Annotated in this window: 13 protein-coding genes; 4 read left to right on the top strand and 9 right to left on the bottom strand. The window is 69.6% G+C overall.

The features are described from left to right. Positions 1-269: 269 nt before the first annotated feature. Both ACIRR9_RS12085 and ACIRR9_RS12080 read left to right on the top strand, forming a co-directional pair. Positions 270-1430, top strand: a complete 1161-nt coding sequence (locus tag ACIRR9_RS12085) for a 4-hydroxybenzoate 3-monooxygenase (protein WP_403750276.1) — start codon at positions 270-272, stop codon at positions 1428-1430. Positions 1431-1486: 56 nt separating this feature from the next. After that, entirely contained in the window at positions 1487-3133 is a 1647-nt protein-coding gene (locus tag ACIRR9_RS12080) for a methyltransferase (protein WP_403750273.1), read from the top strand. A gap of 289 nt (positions 3134-3422) precedes the next feature. Here the strand turns inward: ACIRR9_RS12080 and ACIRR9_RS12075 are convergent, their stop codons facing one another. From ACIRR9_RS12075 to ACIRR9_RS12040, 8 genes are all read right to left on the bottom strand, one after another. Further along, complete coding sequence (locus tag ACIRR9_RS12075; RefSeq protein WP_403750270.1) at positions 3423-5102, bottom strand: pyridoxal phosphate-dependent aminotransferase; 1680 nt, start codon at positions 5100-5102, stop codon at positions 3423-3425. 237 nt (positions 5103-5339) lie between these two features. Further along, positions 5340-6494, bottom strand: coding sequence for an aldose epimerase family protein (locus ACIRR9_RS12070; protein WP_403750267.1), 1155 nt, complete (start codon positions 6492-6494; stop codon positions 5340-5342). 52 nt (positions 6495-6546) lie between these two features. Beyond that, the gene (mmsB, locus tag ACIRR9_RS12065) at positions 6547-7791 is read right to left on the bottom strand and encodes a multiple monosaccharide ABC transporter permease (RefSeq protein WP_123977390.1); all 1245 of its coding nucleotides are present in this window, start codon (positions 7789-7791) and stop codon (positions 6547-6549) included. Beyond that, positions 7788-9338 (bottom strand): multiple monosaccharide ABC transporter ATP-binding protein, encoded by a 1551-nt coding sequence (mmsA, locus tag ACIRR9_RS12060; protein WP_403750265.1) that lies wholly within the window; start codon positions 9336-9338, stop codon positions 7788-7790. Before mmsA ends, mmsB begins: the two co-directional genes overlap by 4 nt. A 42-nt stretch (positions 9339-9380) precedes the next feature. After that, on the bottom strand, positions 9381-10490 hold the full coding sequence (gene chvE / locus ACIRR9_RS12055; RefSeq protein ID WP_403750263.1) for a multiple monosaccharide ABC transporter substrate-binding protein: 1110 nt from the start codon (positions 10488-10490) through the stop codon (positions 9381-9383). A 63-nt stretch (positions 10491-10553) separates the two neighbouring features. Next, positions 10554-11525 (bottom strand): hypothetical protein, encoded by a 972-nt coding sequence (locus ACIRR9_RS12050; RefSeq protein WP_403750260.1) that lies wholly within the window; start codon positions 11523-11525, stop codon positions 10554-10556. Between the two features lie 115 nt (positions 11526-11640). Next, the gene (locus tag ACIRR9_RS12045) at positions 11641-12645 is read right to left on the bottom strand and encodes a zinc-binding dehydrogenase (protein WP_403750258.1); all 1005 of its coding nucleotides are present in this window, start codon (positions 12643-12645) and stop codon (positions 11641-11643) included. Then, positions 12642-13802 carry a mandelate racemase/muconate lactonizing enzyme family protein gene (locus tag ACIRR9_RS12040; RefSeq protein WP_403750255.1) on the bottom strand — a complete coding sequence of 387 codons (1161 nt, stop codon included), beginning with the start codon at positions 13800-13802 and terminating at the stop codon, positions 12642-12644. The genes ACIRR9_RS12045 and ACIRR9_RS12040 overlap by 4 nt, the downstream gene beginning before the upstream one ends. A 201-nt stretch (positions 13803-14003) precedes the next feature. Here ACIRR9_RS12040 and ACIRR9_RS12035 point away from each other — a divergent pair, with 201 nt between their 5' ends. After that, positions 14004-14834: a hypothetical protein gene (locus ACIRR9_RS12035; protein WP_403750252.1), complete on the top strand. Its 831-nt coding sequence runs from the start codon at positions 14004-14006 to the stop codon at positions 14832-14834. A gap of 191 nt (positions 14835-15025) precedes the next feature. Here ACIRR9_RS12035 and ACIRR9_RS12030 read toward each other — a convergent pair whose 3' ends face one another. Further along, on the bottom strand, positions 15026-15481 hold the full coding sequence (locus ACIRR9_RS12030) for a MarR family winged helix-turn-helix transcriptional regulator (protein WP_403750250.1): 456 nt from the start codon (positions 15479-15481) through the stop codon (positions 15026-15028). Positions 15482-15596: 115 nt separating this feature from the next. Between ACIRR9_RS12030 and ACIRR9_RS12025 the strand changes: the two genes are divergently transcribed. Next, positions 15597-16595 carry an NADP-dependent oxidoreductase gene (locus ACIRR9_RS12025; protein ID WP_403750247.1) on the top strand — a complete coding sequence of 333 codons (999 nt, stop codon included), beginning with the start codon at positions 15597-15599 and terminating at the stop codon, positions 16593-16595. The last annotated feature ends 150 nt before the right edge of the window (positions 16596-16745 follow it).

Here is a 16745-nt window from a genome sequence, read left to right as displayed (position 1 = left end):
CAAAACCCGGTGGCTGGTGCTGCGTTGGTGGTCCAAGGAAAGACGCCCCGCTTCCTGCGGGGAAATGCAGGTGCAAGGCCTGCCCGGCGCTCGATCCGGTGCCCGTCCGTGATTCTCGCGGACGGGCACCGTGCCGTTTGCCCCGCATTCACGGCCCCACTGCGATCGACAGCAACCCTTTAGGGGTAATTAGTCTGCTTCGATCGCGTACATCCAGTTTCAGACTGATATGAAATCCCCTGTTCGAAGAGCAACTCCAGGGGCGGGGCATGACAACAGCACAGGCCGGTGTAGTGATCGTCGGTGCCGGCCCGGCAGGGCTGGTGCTGGGGAGCCTGCTGCTGAACCGGGGCATCGACTGCGTGATCCTGGAACGGCGCAGCCGCGCCGCGGTGGAGGGCCGGGCCAGGGCCGGGTTCCTCGCGCCCCACTCCGTGCGGGTCCTGACGGAGAACGGCCTGGCGGCCGGCCTGCGCGCCCACGGCAGGACCCACACCAGCTGCCTGTTCCGCAGTGACCTCGGTGAATTCACGCTGGACTACGCGAAGTCGGGACAGGGCGAGGCCCACACCGTCTACCCCCAGCAGCAACTCGTACGGGACCTGGTCGCCGAGTACCTGCGGCGCGGCGGGGAGATCCGGTTCGGCGCCGAGGTGGCGGAGATCTCCGAGGGCGCGGTGCGGGTGCACGACGGTACCGGCGTCACCGCCCGGTACACCGCCGGATGCGACGGACACCGGGGGACCGGCCGCGCCGCGCTCACCTCCCGCGGGATCCGGACCGCCCGCTGGGACCACGGCGTCTCCTGGCTGGCCGTGCTGGTCGCCGCCCCGCCCAGCATGGAAGCCGTCGGCTACGCCCTCCACGAGCGCGGGTTCGCAGGCCACATGGCGCGGACCGCGTCCGTCACCCGGTACTACCTGCAGTGCCCGCGCGGAACCGACCCCGCCGACTGGAGCGACGACCGGATCTGGGCCGAGCTGGCGATCCGGCTGCGGACGGACGAGTTCGGGCCGTTGCACCATGGCCCGGTCCTGGAGAAGGCCGCCTTCGACCTGCGCTCCGACGTGCTGGAGTCGCCGGGTGCCGGACGGCTGTGGCTGGCCGGGGACGCGGCCGGGCTCATCAGCCCGTCGGCGGCCAAGGGCGCCAATCTCGCCATCCTCCAGGCCGAGTTGCTCGCCCGGGCCCTCGAAGGAGCCCTGGCCCACGGCGACGAGACCGGCCTCGCCCGGTACCCCGCCGACTGCCTGCCCCGCGTCTGGCGGGCGCACGAGTTCTCGCACTGGATGAGCGGCCTGCTGCACGGGCCCGCCGGCCAGGACGACAAGGCCCGGTACGGACGGCAGTTGCAGTACGCCCGCCTGGAGAGCCTGCGCACCTCCGGCACCCACCAGGACTTCTTCGCCGAGAACTACACCGGCATCTGATCCCCGGGATCCACACACCCCGGTTCTCCCTGCCCCACGATCAACGGGAACCCCTAATGAACCTCTCCGTCGTACAGCCATGTCTGACGGAAACCGACCTGGACCGGATCCGGCACGCGGCCGACCACGTCCGCGCCCACGACACCGGCCAGGTCCTCACCGGCCTGCTGCCCGGCCTGACGGCCGAGGAGCGGGCCGATGTCTCGCGGCACCTCGGCTACGACCACTCGGCCGTACTGGTCTTCCCCGCCTCCCTCGACGGACTCCGCGACGAACTGCGGCGCGCCGGGATGGAACCCTCTGCCGTCAGGCGGAGCGTGGTGGTGCGCGGACGGCTGGTCCGGCGGTACGGCGCGACGGTCCTCGGCGACAGCCCCGTCGGGATCGTCCATGTACCCGTCGCCGGCCGGACCGTGGAGATCTTCGCGCTGCCCGTGCCGTCCCCCGGCTCCCCGCTGGACACCGTCGCCGCCGACGAACGGGTCAACGGCCACGAGTCGCACCACGCCTTCGCCGTGACCGCGCCGGGCCGGGTGATCCCGGCCGGGCTGCGCACCCTGCTGACCGAACGCGGCGGAGCGGTCCTGGACGGCGGCGGCTACAACCCCGCCGAGAACGTCACCGTCCTCTACTTCCGCAGCCCCCACCACCGGCGCTTCGAACTCCGTGTCCCCGGCCGCCACGACCCGCTCCCCGACCCCGCCCTCGCCCTTCTCGGCGTCATGACCGGCGCCTGGGCCACCCAGGCCGTCCGCACCATGGCCGAACTGGGCATCGCCGACCACCTCGCCACCCGCCCCGGCCTGGACACCGACACGCTCGCGGATCGCACCGGCACCGACCCCGACGCCCTGCGCCGCCTGCTGCGCTACCTCGCCACGCTGGGACTGCTGACGGCATCCGACGGCACCTACCACCTGACCGCCCTGGGCGAACCCCTGCGCTCCGGCTCCGGCTCCGAGCTCTCCCTGCACCCCCTGGCGCTGCTGTACGGCGGCCCGTTCTACGACTCCTTCGCCGGCTTGCCGTACGCCGTACGCACCGGGCAGGAAGCTTTCGCCCACCGCCACGGACAGCACCACTTCCCCTACTTCGCCGAGCGCCCCGAACTCGGCGACCTCTTCCACCGGGCGATGTCCGCGAGCGCGGACATGTTCACACCGGTACCCGACCTGGTCGACTTCTCCGGCGTACGGCGGGTGGCCGACATCGGCGGCGGCAACGGCGCCCTGCTCGGCCGGGTCCTACGGGCCCACACCCACCTGGAGGGCGTCCTCCTGGAACGCCCGGAGGCCCTGGCGGCGGCCCGCTCCCAACTGACCGACCTCGCCGACCGCGTCACCTTCACAGCCGGCGACTTCACGGACTCCGTCCCACCCGGCGCCGACGTCTACGTCCTGTCCCGCGTCCTGCACGACTGGCCCGACGACCACTGCCTGACCATCCTCCGCCGCTGCGCGGAGGCGATGCGCCCCGGCGCCGAACTGCTCCTGGTGGAACGCCTGCTGCCGAACCCCGAGGACCCCACCCCGTCACCGACCCCCGCCTGGGACATCCACATGCTGTGCAACGTGGGAGGCAGAGAGCGAGAAGAGGCCCACTACCGGCGACTGTTGAACGCAGCAGGCTTCAAGCAAGCGTCCTGCCACGCCCTCCCCCTAGGAGCCTCACTGCTGCACGCCGTAAGGGACAGCACCCCGTAAGGCGGCTGGGCCGATCGACGGCGCAAGGGAAAACGCCCCGTAAGAGGGCTGGGCCGATCGACGCTGTGCGGGAAAACGCTCCGTAAGGCGGCTGGGCCGATCGACGGGGCAAGGGAAAGCGCCCCGTAAGAGGGCTGGGCTGATCAACGCTGTGCGGGAAAACGCTCCGTAAGGCGGCTGGGTCGATCGACGGCGCAAGGGAAAGCGCCCCGTAAGGGGCGCGGGGAACTGCGCGGCCGGCCACGACGACGCCGCACCCGGCCGCGCACAGTACCCCTACGGCGAGGACCTACCCGGCCTGCCCCATCCCCGCCGCATTGGGCCAGCTCTGCGCATTCGGCCACCCGGTGGGCGCAGCCGGCTGCAACCCCGGCGCCTGGGCGGGCGCGGGGGCGGTAGCCCCCCGCACCTGCGCCGCGGTCAGCCCACCCCGCGCCGGAACCCCCGGCGGAGTCGGCCCGGTCATCGGAGGCGCCGGCATCTGCATCGGGGCCGGCGCCGGAGCGGGCGCCATCGCCGGCGCCATCATCGCCGGTGCCATCATCGGCTGCGGCGCCATCATCGGCGCGGCCGCCGCCGGCATCGGCATCCCGGCCGGCGGACCGGCGACGGGGAGCGGCATGCCGACGCCGGCGGCCGGGGCCGCGGCCAGCCCCGGCCCCATGGCCGGCGCCATGGCGGGAGCCATCGCCGGTGCCATGGCGGGAGCCGCGGCCAGTCCCGGGACGGGCCCCGCGCCGACGGCCTGCGCGAGCTGCATCCCGGCCCCGTTGGTCTCGCTCACCAGCCGGTCAACCGCCGCCGTGCCCGAGCTGTAGCTGGCCCCTGTGCCCAGCTCGGGCACGGCGGCTCCCCTCCTGGTCCCGTAGAGCACCTGTTCCATGGCGGACACCAGGCGACGTACGTCCACTTCGGGGCGCACCACGAGACGCAGGAAGCGGCTGGAAGACCCGATCTTGTTGCCGCACTCGCGGACCAGGATCCGGTGCTCGGTGAGCATCCGGTCCCGGACCACGGTGCCCTCGGCGCCGACGGGAAGGCGCACGAAGAGGAAGTTGCCCTGTGAGGGGTAGACGGTCAGACCGGGCAGGACGGAGAGCTGGCTGGCCATCTCCAGCCGGTCCTTGCGGACCTGGAGCAGGCTCTGCGCGTACTCGGCGCCGTGCTCCTTGAGCATGAAGACGACGTACTCGGCGAACGCGTTGAGGTTCCACTTCGGCAGCATCGAGCGGACCTTGCCGGCCAGCGAGGGGTTGGCGACCATGTAGCCGAACCGGATGCCGTGCAGGCCGAAGTTCTTGCCGAGGCTGCGCAGCACGATGACGTTGGGCCGGAGCATCGCCTCCTGCACGACGCTCGGCTCCTGCTCGGCGTCGGCGAACTCCAGGAACGACTCGTCGATGACGATCAGGTCCAGGTCGGCCATGGCGTCCATGAACTGGACGAGGGCCTGCTTGTGGATGAACCCGCCGTCGGGGTTGTTGGGGTTGCAGATGACGGCGACCTTGGTGCCCCGCTTGCGGATGAAGTCGGCGTACTGCGCGAGGTCCAGGACGAAGCCGTTGGACTCCTGGAGCGGGAACATGTCGACCCGCTTGCCGGTCTCCATCGGCTGGTCGGTCCAGCGGCCGAACGTGGGGACGGGGATGGCGAGGGACTCGCGGACCAGCAGGTGGTCGATCCAGGTGATCAGCTCGGTGGACCCGTTGCCCATGGCCACGGCCTGCGGGGGGAGCTGGAGGAGGTTGCAGAGCTCGGCGGTGATGGTGTCGGCGCTGGACGGGTAGAAGGTGATGATGTCCTTCAGCCGGGCCGCCATCGTTTCCATCATGGCCGGAGTGGGGAAGTAGGGGTTGCAGGGGATACAGAAGTCAACCGGCCCGGTCCCGTCGCCTCCTTCGCGCGCCAGCGCCGCCATCGACGGGCTGTGAGCACCGCTGCGGAACAACGAGGTGACGTTGCCGGCCATTGAACCTCCGGTATGAGGCGGGCCCGATGGGGACGTCCGGGCCCGTCGTTTGGGCGGCCCGCGCGGGGGAGCACGGGCCACCCCTGAATACGGAGGGCACTGTGGCCCTGTTCAACCAGTGTGAAAAAAGTGTGAGTTTACGTTTCTTCTTGTGATCCGGCTGTGCGACACGCCCCGGAACGGGGAGCGGGGAGCTGCCTGCCCGGCCCCTTACCGGTCACGCAGCTCCCCACAACCTCAGGCGTCGAACGTGTGAACCGTCCGAGTCCTGTAGACCTGCCCCGGCCGCAGTACCGTCGACGGGAAGTTCGCGTGGTTCGGCGAGTCCGGGAAGTGCTGCGTCTCCAGGCACAGGGCGTCACCCTGGCGGTAGGTGCGGCCGCCGGTGCCCGTCAGCGTCCCGTCGAGGAAGTTGCCCGTGTAGAACTGCAGACCGGGCTGGTCCGTCGCGATCTTCAGCGTGCGGCCGGAGCGCGGGTCGCGCAGCGTGGCCACGTGCTCGGGCTTGGCGGTGATGCCCTTGTCCAGGACCCAGTTGTGGTCGTAGCCCTTGGCCTGCACCTGCTGGACGTGGCCGGCGCGGATGTCGCGGCCGATGGCCTTCGTCTCGCGGAAGTCGAACGGGGTGCCGTGGACGGTGGCCAGCTCACCGGTGGGGATCAGGCCGGAGTCGGTCGGCGTGTAGCGGCCCGCGGCGATCGTGAGCTCGTGGTCCTCGATCGTGCCGCTGCCCTCGCCCGCGAGGTTCCAGTAGACGTGGCTGGTGAGGTTGACGACCGTGGCCTTGTCGGTGGTGGCCTCGTAGTCGATGATCCACTCGCCGCGCCGGGTGAGGGTGTACGTCACCTTCGCCTTGAGCGTGCCCGGGTAGCCCATCTCGCCGTCGACGCTGGTGTAGTGCAGGTGGAGGCCGACGTCCGAGCCCTTCACGAACGGCTCGACGTCCCAGACGTGCTTGTCGAAGCCCTGGGTGCCGCCGTGCAGGCTGTTCACACCGTCGTTGACGGACAGCTGGTAGGACTTGCCGTCGAGGGTGAACTGGCCCTTGGCTATGCGGTTGCCGTAACGGCCGATGAGGGCGCCGAAGTACGGGGTCTTCGCGACGTAGTCGTCGATGTTGTCGAAGCCGTTGACCACGTTGGCGTAGCGGCCGCGGCGGTCCGGGATCTCCAGGGTCTGGACGACACCGCCCCAGTTGAGGACCTTCAGGCGGGTGCCGCCGTTCTCCAGCGACCAGCGGTAGATCTTCGTGCCGTCGGCGAGCTTCCCGAAGGACTCCTTCACCGGCTTCCTGCCTCCCGAGGCGGCCTCGGCCGTACCCGTGCCGAGGGTGGTGGCGGCGATGCCCGCCGCCGCGGCTCCTGCGATGACCGTGCGTCTGTTCAGTTCCATGTGCGGCTCCCACAAAGGTGGGGCCCCGCCTTCCGGCGGGGCCCGAGCTGACTTACGAACCGGACTTGCGCTTGTTCCACACGTCGAACCCGACCGCCGCGAGCAGGGCGAGGCCCTTGATGACCTGCTGCCAGTCGGTGCCGACGCTGAGGAGGTTCATACCGTTGTTCAGCACGCCGAGGACGAGACCGCCGATGATGGCACCGAGGATGGTGCCGACACCGCCGCTCATGGAGGCGCCGCCGATGAACGAGGAGGCGATCGCCTCCAGTTCGAAGCCGTCGCCCGCCTTCGGCGAGGCCGCGTTCAGCCGGGCCGCTACCACCAGACCGGCCAGGGCCGCGAGCACGCCCATGTTCAGGAAGACGTAGAAGGTGACCTTCTTGTCCTTGACGCCGGACAGCTTCGCGGCCGGCAGGTTGCCGCCGATCGCGTAGATGTGCCGGCCGAAGACCGCGTTGCGCATCACATAGCCGTAGCCGACGACCAGCGCGCCCAGCACGATCAGGATGATCGGGGCGCCCTTGTAGCTGGCGAGCAGCATGGTGAGGACGAGGATCGCGGCGCCCAGGGCCGTCAGCTTGAGCAGGAACAGCCGGGTGGGCGGTACTTCCAGGGCGAACTCCTGCTGGCGGCGCCGGTCGCGGAACTCCTGCCAGACCACGGCGACGATCAGCACGATGCCCAGCAGCAGCGTGATGTTGTGGTAGTTCGTGTGCGGACCGACCTCGGGCAGGAAGCCGTTGCCCAGGTTCTGCAGGCCGTTCGGGAACGGGCCGATGGTCTGCCCCTGGAGCAGGATCTCGGTGAGACCGCGGAAGAGCAGCATCCCGGCGAGCGTGACGATGAACGACGGTATGCCGAGGTAGGCGATCAGCACACCCTGCACCGCGCCGGCCACGGCACCCATCGCCAGACACATGATGAGCGCGATCGGCCAGGCGATGCCGTGGTTCACCGTCAGCACGGCCGCGAAGGCACCCACGAACGCCGTCAGCGAGCCGACCGACAGGTCGATGTGCCCGGCGATGATCACCATCATCATGCCGATGGCGAGGATCAGGATGTAGCTGTTCTGCAGGACCAGGTTGGAGACGTTGCGCGGCAGCAGCAGGTCCCCGTTGGTCCACACGGCGAACAGGGCGACGATCAGACCGAGCGCGATCAGCATGCCGTACTGGCGCATGTTGCGGCGCAGCCCGCCGAGGACCAGCTGGAGCAGGTTCCCGTCGGCGGCCGATCCGCTCTTGCCCGGCGGCGCGGGCGCCGGGCTCGTTGCGGTGACATCCGTGCTCATCGCGTTACCTCTTTGTCCTTCGTCATATGGCGCATCAGCACTTCCTGCGTGGCCTCGGCCCTGGGCACCTCACCGGTCAGGCGGCCCGCGGCCATGGTGTAGATGCGGTCGCACATGCCGAGCAGTTCGGGCAGCTCGGAGGAGATGAAGACGACCGCCTTGCCCTGGGCGGCGAGCTGGTCGATGACCGTGTAGATCTCGTACTTGGCGCCCACGTCGATACCGCGGGTCGGCTCGTCCAGGATCAGCACGTCCGGACCGGCGAAGATCCACTTGCTGAGGACGACCTTCTGCTGGTTGCCGCCCGACAGCTTGCCCACCGGTTCGAACACCGTCGGCGCCTTGATGTTCATGGACTTGCGGTAGCCCTCGGAGACCTGCCGCTCCTCGTGCTCGTCCACGATCCCGCGCCTGGCGACCTTGGCCAGCGCGGTCAAGGAGATGTTGCGGTTGATGGTGTCGATGAGGTTGAGGCCGTAGTGCTTGCGGTCCTCGGTGACATACGCGATGCCGTGCCCGACCGCCTCGGCGACCGACTTGGTACGGATCTCCGTGCCGTCCTTGAGCACGGTGCCGCCGTCGTAGCGGCCGTAGGTCCGCCCGAAGACGTTCATCGCCAGTTCGGTGCGGCCGGCGCCCATCAGGCCCGCGATGCCGACGATCTCACCGCGCCGGACATCGATCGACACGTCGTCGACGACCTTGCGCTCCTGGTCGATCGGGTGCCGCACGGTCCAGTTGCGGATCTCCAGGGCCGGCGCCGCGTCCTTCTCGCCCTCGTACGCGGTGCGTTCGGGGAAGCGGTGGTCCAGGTCGCGGCCCACCATGCCCGAGATGATCCGCTCCTCGGTCGTGTCCTTCGACTTCACGTCGAGGGTCTCGATGGAGTGGCCGTCCCGGATGATCGTGACCGAGTCGGCGACCTTGCGGATCTCGTTGAGCTTGTGCGAGATGATGATCGAGGTGATGCCCTGGTTCTTCAACTCCAGGATCAGGTCGAGGAGTTTGCCGCTGTCCTCGTCGTTCAGAGCCGCGGTCGGCTCGTCGAGGATGAGCAGCTTCACCTTCTTCGACAGCGCCTTCGCGATCTCCACGAGCTGCTGCTTGCCCACGCCGATGTCGGTGACGCGGGTCTCCGGGTGGTCGTCCAGACCCACCCGGCGCAGCAGTTCGGTGGCGTGCCGCAGGGTCTCCCGCCAGTCGATGAACCCGCCCTTGGCGTGTTCGTTGCCGAGGAAGATGTTCTCCGCCAGCGAGAGGTACGGCGACAGCGCCAGCTCCTGGTGGATGATCACGATGCCGCGCTGTTCGCTCGCCCGGATGTCACCGAACTCGCAGGGCTCGCCCTCGAAGAGGATCTCGCCCTCGTAACTGCCGTGCGGGTGGACGCCGGAGAGGACCTTCATCAGGGTCGACTTGCCGGCGCCGTTCTCCCCGCAGATGGCGTGGACCTCGCCCTGGCGGACGGTCAGGGTGACGTCCGACAGCGCCTTGACGCCGGGAAAGGTCTTGACGATCGAGCGCATTTCCAGGACGGGTCCCGCCATGGTCTGCCTTCCAATCAGTACGTGTGGGTCAGGACCGGCGGACTACTTGAGCTCGGCGTCCGTGTAGTAGCCGCCCTTGACCAGGACGTCCTCGTAGTTGGTCTTGTCGACGCTCACCGGCTGCAGCAGCATCGCGGGGACGACCTTGGACCCGTTGTCGTACGTCTTGGTGTCGTTGGTCTGCGGGGTCTTCTTGTTCAGCACGTCGTCGACCATGGTCGCGGCGACCTTGGCGAGCTGACGGGTGTCCTTGTAGACGGTCTGCGTCTGCTCGCCCGCGATGATCGACTTCACCGAGGCCAGCTCGGCGTCCTGGCCGGTGATGACGGGCAGCGGCTGGCTGGAGGAGCCGTAGCCGTCCGACTTCAGCGCGGCGATGATGCCGATCGAGATGCCGTCGTACGGCGAGAGCACCGCGTCGACCTTGCCCGACTTGTAGGAGGAGGTGAGGATGTCCTCCATGCGCTTCTGCGCGGTCGCGCCGTCCCAGCGCAGCGTGGTGACCTGGTTCAGCGCGGTCTGCTTCGACTGGACCACCAGCTCCTTCTTGTCGATGTACGGCTGGAGCACGCTCATCGCACCGTTGAAGAAGTACTTGGTGTTGTTGTCGTCGTTCGAGCCGGCGAACAGCTCGATGTTGAACGGGCCCTTCTTGCCGCTGTCCAGGCCCAGCTTGTGCACGATGTAGGTGCCCTGGAGAACACCGACCTTCGTGTTGTCGAAGGACGCGTAGTAGTCGACGTTCTTGGTGCCGAGGATCAGCCGGTCGTAGGCGATGACCGGGATGTTGGCGTCCGCGGCCTCCTTGAGCACGTTGTTCAGGGACTTGTTGTCGATGGCCGCGATGATCAGGCCCTTGACGCCCTGCGTGATCAGGTTCTCGATCTGCGAGACCTGGGTGTCCGGGTCGTCCTCGCCGTAGACCAGCTTGGTCTTGTAGCCCTTGGACGTCAGGTCCTTGACGACGTTGTTGCCGTCGTTGATCCAGCGCTCCGAGGACTTGGTGGGCATGGCGATGCCGATGGTGCCGCCCTTGGCACTGCCACCGGTCTCCTTGCTGCCGCCTGTGCCGCTTTGACCACAGGCGGACAGGGTCAGGGCGAGGGAGGCGGCCCCGGCTATGGCGGTCAGTGCGGCTCTGCGGTTGCGCATGTGATCAGTCCTGTTCGTCTCGTCGTTGAGAAGGGGCTGTGCTGGGTCTTGTCCGCCGGCGGTTCAGGCGCCGACGGGAAAGCGGTTGAGCGGTCCCGGCAGCCGGGAGCCGAGCGGGGCCATGTCGCCGTCCGCGCCGTGCCGGGCGAGCAGGTCGAGGGCGAGCCGGCCGCGCCGCACCCGCTCCTTGGCGGTGTTCAGGGTCAGGTCCCGCAGGTGGTTGCCGTACGGGTAGATACCGGGGGCCTTGGACAGACCGAACTTCAGGTAGACCGGTGCGCCGCGCCGGATCAGTTCGGCGACCTCGTACATCCGGATGTAGCCGCCGAGGTCGTCGGGGGCCTCGATGTACATGTCCAGGGGGGCGCCGGACACCCGGCGGATCTCGGTGAGGTGATCGAGCGTCAGGTCGCTGGGTACGTTGAGCGAGTCGGCGCCCAGCCGCTCGTACACCGCGTAGGACGCCGGGTTGACCGGACCGATCAGCGCGGAGACCTTCAGCGTGGTGTCGGCCGGGATGATCCCGGCCTCCCGCGCCCGGTGCAGCGTCCACAGCACGCCCTCGTCGGCGACGAGCAGGCACTTGACGCCCAACTCCGTTGCCCGGACCGCGTCTTCGACACAGCCGGCGACGGCGTCGTGGCCGCGTGCGCGCAGTCCGGCCCCCCGCGAGTCGGAGCGCACCGAGCCGCCGATGTCCCAGGTGCCGCGCGGGCCGGTGAACAGGCAGAGCTCGATGTCCCGTTCGTCGGTGGCGTCGACCATCTCGGTGATCTCGGCGTCGGTGAGCATCCACACGCCGCTGCCCTGGCTGATCCGGTGGATCGGCACATCCAGGCGCGAGGACTCCTTGAGTACGACGGCAAGCGCCTCGGGACCCTCGCAGGAGGGGATCTCGGTGCGCCACTTGCCGCCGCCCGGGAAGCTGTGGGCGGAGGCGTCGGCGGGGTCGAGGGCGGGCGCACCCAGGCCGAGGGCGGCGAGCGCCTGCTCACCGGGTCGGCGGGCCGCCGTAACGGAAGCGTCGGTCGTCACAAGCTGTCCTTCATGTTCGGTATTTCGGACAAGGTTCGCGGCTCGGGGTGGAAAAAACGGCTTGGTGGTACGCCGGCCACGGCGAGGTCAGGGCACGTCGCGGCCGGCGTACGACTCAGGGGCGGAGCAGCACCTTGCCCACCTTCGGATCACCGGCCCCCACCAGCTCGATGGCCTGTGGGAACTCGGTCAACGGCAGCTCGTGCGTGACCAGCGGCGACGGGTCGAGAAGCCCGGCCCCGAAGACCCGCACCGTGTGCGCCCAGGCGTCCGGCGGTGCCCCGAAGACGGTGTGCACCTCCAGCTGCCGTACGACGAGGTCGGTCGGGTCGAGACCGTCGGCGCCCGCGGCCGGGATGCCGGTCAGGACCAGGCGTCCGCCGCGCCTGAGCAGGGAGGCGGCGGTGCGCGCGGCGGACGCGGACCCGGCGGTCTCGATGACGACGTCGAAGTCGTCCGGGAGTTCCTGGTCCTTGGTACGGAAGTCGGTGGCACCGAACTGCCGGGAGAGCGCCTCCCGGTCGTTCCGGGTCCCGACCACCAGCAGTTCGCCCGGCGAGATCGCCTTCAGGAACTGCACGGCGAACATGCCCAGCGTCCCGGTGCCGACCACCGCGACCCGCTCGCCCGGCTGGGCGTTGCCCTTCAGGGCGGCCGCCGCGATACAGGCGGCGGGCTCCAGGAGGGCGGCGGCGGTGAGGTCCGCGTCGTCCGGCAGGACGTGTAGCAGACGGGCCGGCAGGGTCAGGGTGGCGGCCATGGCGCCCGGCTGGGTGAAGCCGGTCTCCTCGTAGCCGTCGGTGCACAGGGTGGTCTCACCGGCGTGGCAGCGGTCGCAGACCTGGCAGTTGCGGAAGCCCTCGCCGACGACCTTGCGGCCGACCAGACCGCCCGGCACCCCGGCGCCCACCGCCCGCACCGTCCCCGACCACTCGTGGCCGGGCGTCAGCGGGTAACGGACGTACCCCTCGGGCCGGTTCCCCTGGTACACCTCACGGTCGCTTCCGCAAATCCCGACCGCGTGCACGGCGACCAGCGCCTCGCCGGGACCGGGCTCGCGGGGCGTGTGCTCCTCGACCCGGTGGGCGCCCGGCGCCTCGACGACGACCTGGGAGCTCACTTCGACGTCCCCTTGGGCTTGCGCTGCTCCCAGCCGTCCGCCCAGAGGTCGAACCGGGCCTGCTGCTGCGGGAACTCGGCGGCCGCGTCGGCGTCGAACTCGACCCCGAGCCCCGGCGCGTCGGACAGGTGGAAGTACCCGTCGACCACCTCGGGCGCGCCCTTGACGATCTTCTTGATCTCGGCGTCGGCGAAGTCGTTGAAGTGCTCCAGGATCTTGAAGTTCGGGGAGGTGAACCCGACCTGGAGGGAGGCGGCGGTCAGCACCGAGCCGCCGACGTTGTGCGGAGCGACCAGCACGTAGTGCGTCTCGGCGGTGGCGGCGAGCTTCCGGGTCTCCCAGATACCACCGATATGGCCGACGTCCGGCTGGATGATGTCCACGGCCTGGCTCTCGAAAAGCTCGCGGAACTCGATGCGGTCGTGGATGCGCTCACCCGTGGCGACCGGGATGTCGACCTTGCCGGCGACCTTCTCCAGCGCCTTCAGGTTCTCCGGCGGGCAGGGCTCCTCCAGCCAGGCCGGCTTGAAGGGCGCGAGCTCGCGCGCCAGCCGGACGGCGGTGGCGGGGGAGAAGCGGCCGTGCATCTCCAGCATCAGCTCGGCGTCCGGGCCGATGGCGTCCCGCACGGCCTCGATCAGCGACACGGAGTACAGCGTCTGCTCGTGGTCGAGCTCGAAGTGCCCGGTGCCGAACGGGTCGATCTTCAGCGCCTTGTACCCGCGCTCGACCACCCCCTGGGCGGCCTTGTGGTACGCCTCCGGCGTCCGCTCGGTGGTGTACCAGCCGTTGGCGTACGCCTTGACCTTGTCGGTCACCTTGCCGCCCAGCAGCTGCCACACGGGCACGCCCAGGGCCTTGCCCTTGATGTCCCAGCAGGCCATCTCGATCACGGCGATGCCGGACATGACGATCTCGCCCGCCCGGCCGTAGTCGCCGTACTTCATCCGGCGTACGAGGTCTTCCACTGCGAACGGGTCCGAACCGAGAATGTGGTTCGCCTCCGCCTCCCGCAGGTAGCCGATCAGCGCGTCGGTGTGACCGAGCATCCGGGTCTCGCCGACTCCCGTGATCCCCTCGTCGGTGTGCACCTGGACGTACGTCAGGTTGCGCCAGGGCGTCCCGACCACGTGTGTGCTGATTCCGGTGATGCGCACGGCAGTTGCCCCTCAGCTGTTCGAGATTTCGTCACACGTTCGAAATGCTGGCGTGACAGTAAGGACGGGGCGGTCGGGGTGTCAATGGGTCGAACAGGTAACGGTTTCGACAAGGCTTTCGACAGTTTTTTCGGTCCCCCACAGAACCTTCACAGAGGTGCCTGGTTATGTGACCCGCGGGGAACTTAGTCTTCCCGCGTCATGGACTACTGCCACCCGTGCCGACGGCACCTCAACGGCGCCCTCGCCTGCCCGGGGTGCGGCACACCGATCGAAACGCTACGCGCGTCCGCGCAGGGGGCGACCCCGCCCGGACCGGCCTCGGCCGGTGGAACGCCGTACGCGGAAGCGGAGTTCGCCGGTGCCGACGGCGACGGTGACGACCGCGAGGACGGCGAGCCCGACGAACCCGTGTCCGGTGGCCGCGCCGACCGGCGCCGGTCGGCGCGCGGGCGCGGGCGCGGCCGGGGCGCCGACAGTCCCGCCGGGGCTCCCGACGATGCCTCCACGGGGCCTTCGGAGGCCGACGGGAGCCGTCGCGACCGCAAGGCCGCGGCCCATCGCCGACGGCGCCGCAGGGTCCTGTTGGTGACCGCGGCGTGCGTACTGGCGGCCGGCGGCCTGAGCCTCGCCGAACTCGGCACCGACTCCATGCCGTTCACGAGCCCGGGCCCGGCCTCGGCGGGCGGCGACACGACCGACGGCGGTACGTCGACGTCGTCCCCGGGTACGACGGCCGAGCCCCTGGGCGACACGGCCGGCGGGTCGGGCGCGAAGGCTTCCGCGTCGGCCGACCCCTCCGCGTCACCGTCCCCCTCCTCGTCGAAGGACAAGGCGTCCGGTTCCCCGTCCGCGACCCCGAAGGACACGTCGGCACAGTCGGCGACGGTGAACCCGGGCACGAAGGCCCCGACGGCGACGGCGACGAACACGGCGGGCTCGACCCCGACGGCGGACCCCACGACATCGAAGCCGTCCCCGGACCCGTCCCCGAGCAACACATGCACACGGTTCCTGTGGTGGTGCTCGTAAGGGGGACTTTCTGTCGCGCCCCGCTGCAACGCGCCCCAAAGGGGCGCTGGGGGGTACCCCCGGCCGAAGGCTGGGGGAGGAACTGCGCGGCCGGCCCCCACCCGCCGACACCCGAAACTCTGCCGAAGCAAATCCAGCAAACATCCGACGGGCCCGCACAGCCGTAGGCGGGTGCCCCCGCGCGTCGGCCGCTACGCGCCCGCGTCGAGCATCCGCCGCAGCAGATCCCGCAGCGACAGCCGCTCCTCGTCCGACAGCCCCGCCAGTGGCGCGCGCGCGAAGCGCAGCCCGTCCCGCAGGTCCCGGGCGACCCGCAGCCCCTCGTCCGTCGCGGCGGCCAGCTTCACCCGGCGGTCGGCCGGGTCGGGCCGCCGCTCCACGAGCCCGCGCGCTTCCAACCGGTCCATGATCCCGGTCACGTTCGACGGCTCGCACTTCAGCTTCTGCGCCAGCTTCCGCATCGGCAGCGGCTCCAGCGACAGCAGGCTGAGCAGCCGCGCCTGCGCCCCGGTGAGCGTGTGCTCGCCCGCCGCCTCCTCGTAGTCCGCGTAGAAGCGGGCCACCACGTCCCCGATGAGCTCGACGACCTCCAGGGTCAGGGCGTCAGGGCGGCGGGTCTGCGCTGGGGTGGACTGTGGCGACGACATGCGGTCAAGAGTACCCCTTTACTTGACATGCTGAAATATTCAGGAGCATGGTTGTTTCAGGTACTGAAGTATTTGCCGAAGCTGAAGCTGAAGCAGTGAGGAAAGGCGCACTGTCATGATCAACCGCGAGTGGCACCTGACCAGCCGTCCCGTCGGCTGGCCGAAGCCGGAGGACTTCGCCCTGGTGGAGGCGGAGGTGCGGACGCCGGGTGAGGGACAGGTGCTGGTACGGAACAAGTACCTCTCCGTCGACCCGTACATGCGGGGCCGGATGAGTGCCGCGAAGTCGTACACCGCCCCCTTCGAGCTGGGCAAGGTCATGCAGGGCGGCGCGGTCGGCGAGGTCGTCGAGTCGAACGCCGAGGGCATCGCGGTCGGCGACCACCTCCTGCACTTCTTCGGCTGGCGCGAGTACGCGGTCGTGGACGCGAAGAACGCGGTCAAGGTCGACGCCGACGCCGCGCCCCTGTCGACGTACCTCGGCGTCCTCGGCATGACCGGCCTCACCGCCTACGCGGGTCTGCTGCGCACCGCCTCCTTCAAGGAGGGCGACTCCGTCTTCGTCTCCGGCGCGGCCGGCGCGGTCGGCAGCCAGGTCGGCCAGATCGCGAAGCTCAAGGGCGCCTCGCGGGTGATCGGCTCGGCCGGCTCCGACGAGAAGGTCAAGCTGCTGGTCGAGGAGTACGGCTTCGACGCGGCGTTCAACTACAAGAACGGCTCGGTCGGCGAGCAGCTCCGCGCGGCCGCGCCCGACGGTGTCGACGTCTACTTCGACAATGTCGGCGGTGACCACCTGGAGGCCGCGATCGGGCAGCTGAACCAGGGCGGCCGGATCGCGATCTGCGGCATGATCTCCGTCTACAACAACACCGAGCCCGCCCCCGGCCCGAAGAACCTCGCCCGGCTCATCCAGACCCGCGGCCGGATCGAGGGCTTCCTGGTCGGCGACCACTACGACCTGCAGCCGCAGTTCGTCGCGGAGGTCGGTCCCTGGGTGGCGTCCGGGCAGCTGAAGTACGCCGAGACGGTCGTCGAGGGCATCGAGAACAACCTGGAGGCGTTCCTCGGGGTGCTGCGGGGCGACAACACCGGGAAGATGATCGTAAAGCTCTGACCGGCGTGACGCTCGGCTGACATCCGTCGTTGCGCTCTGCGGAGGCCGCACCCTTGGACGTGGGGTGCGGCCTCCGCCCGTATCCCGGGCGGTTTCCCGATCCAGTTCGCCGTGTTGGATTCTGACCGGACTCTTCCCTAGGGCGCGTGC

The sequence above is a fragment of the Streptomyces sp. NPDC101234 genome (assembly GCF_044767525.1).
GTDB classification, from domain to species: domain Bacteria; phylum Actinomycetota; class Actinomycetes; order Streptomycetales; family Streptomycetaceae; genus Streptomyces; species Streptomyces sasae.
The sequence above is the reverse complement of the archived record's forward strand: the minus strand, read 5'-3'. Positions and strand labels throughout refer to the sequence as shown.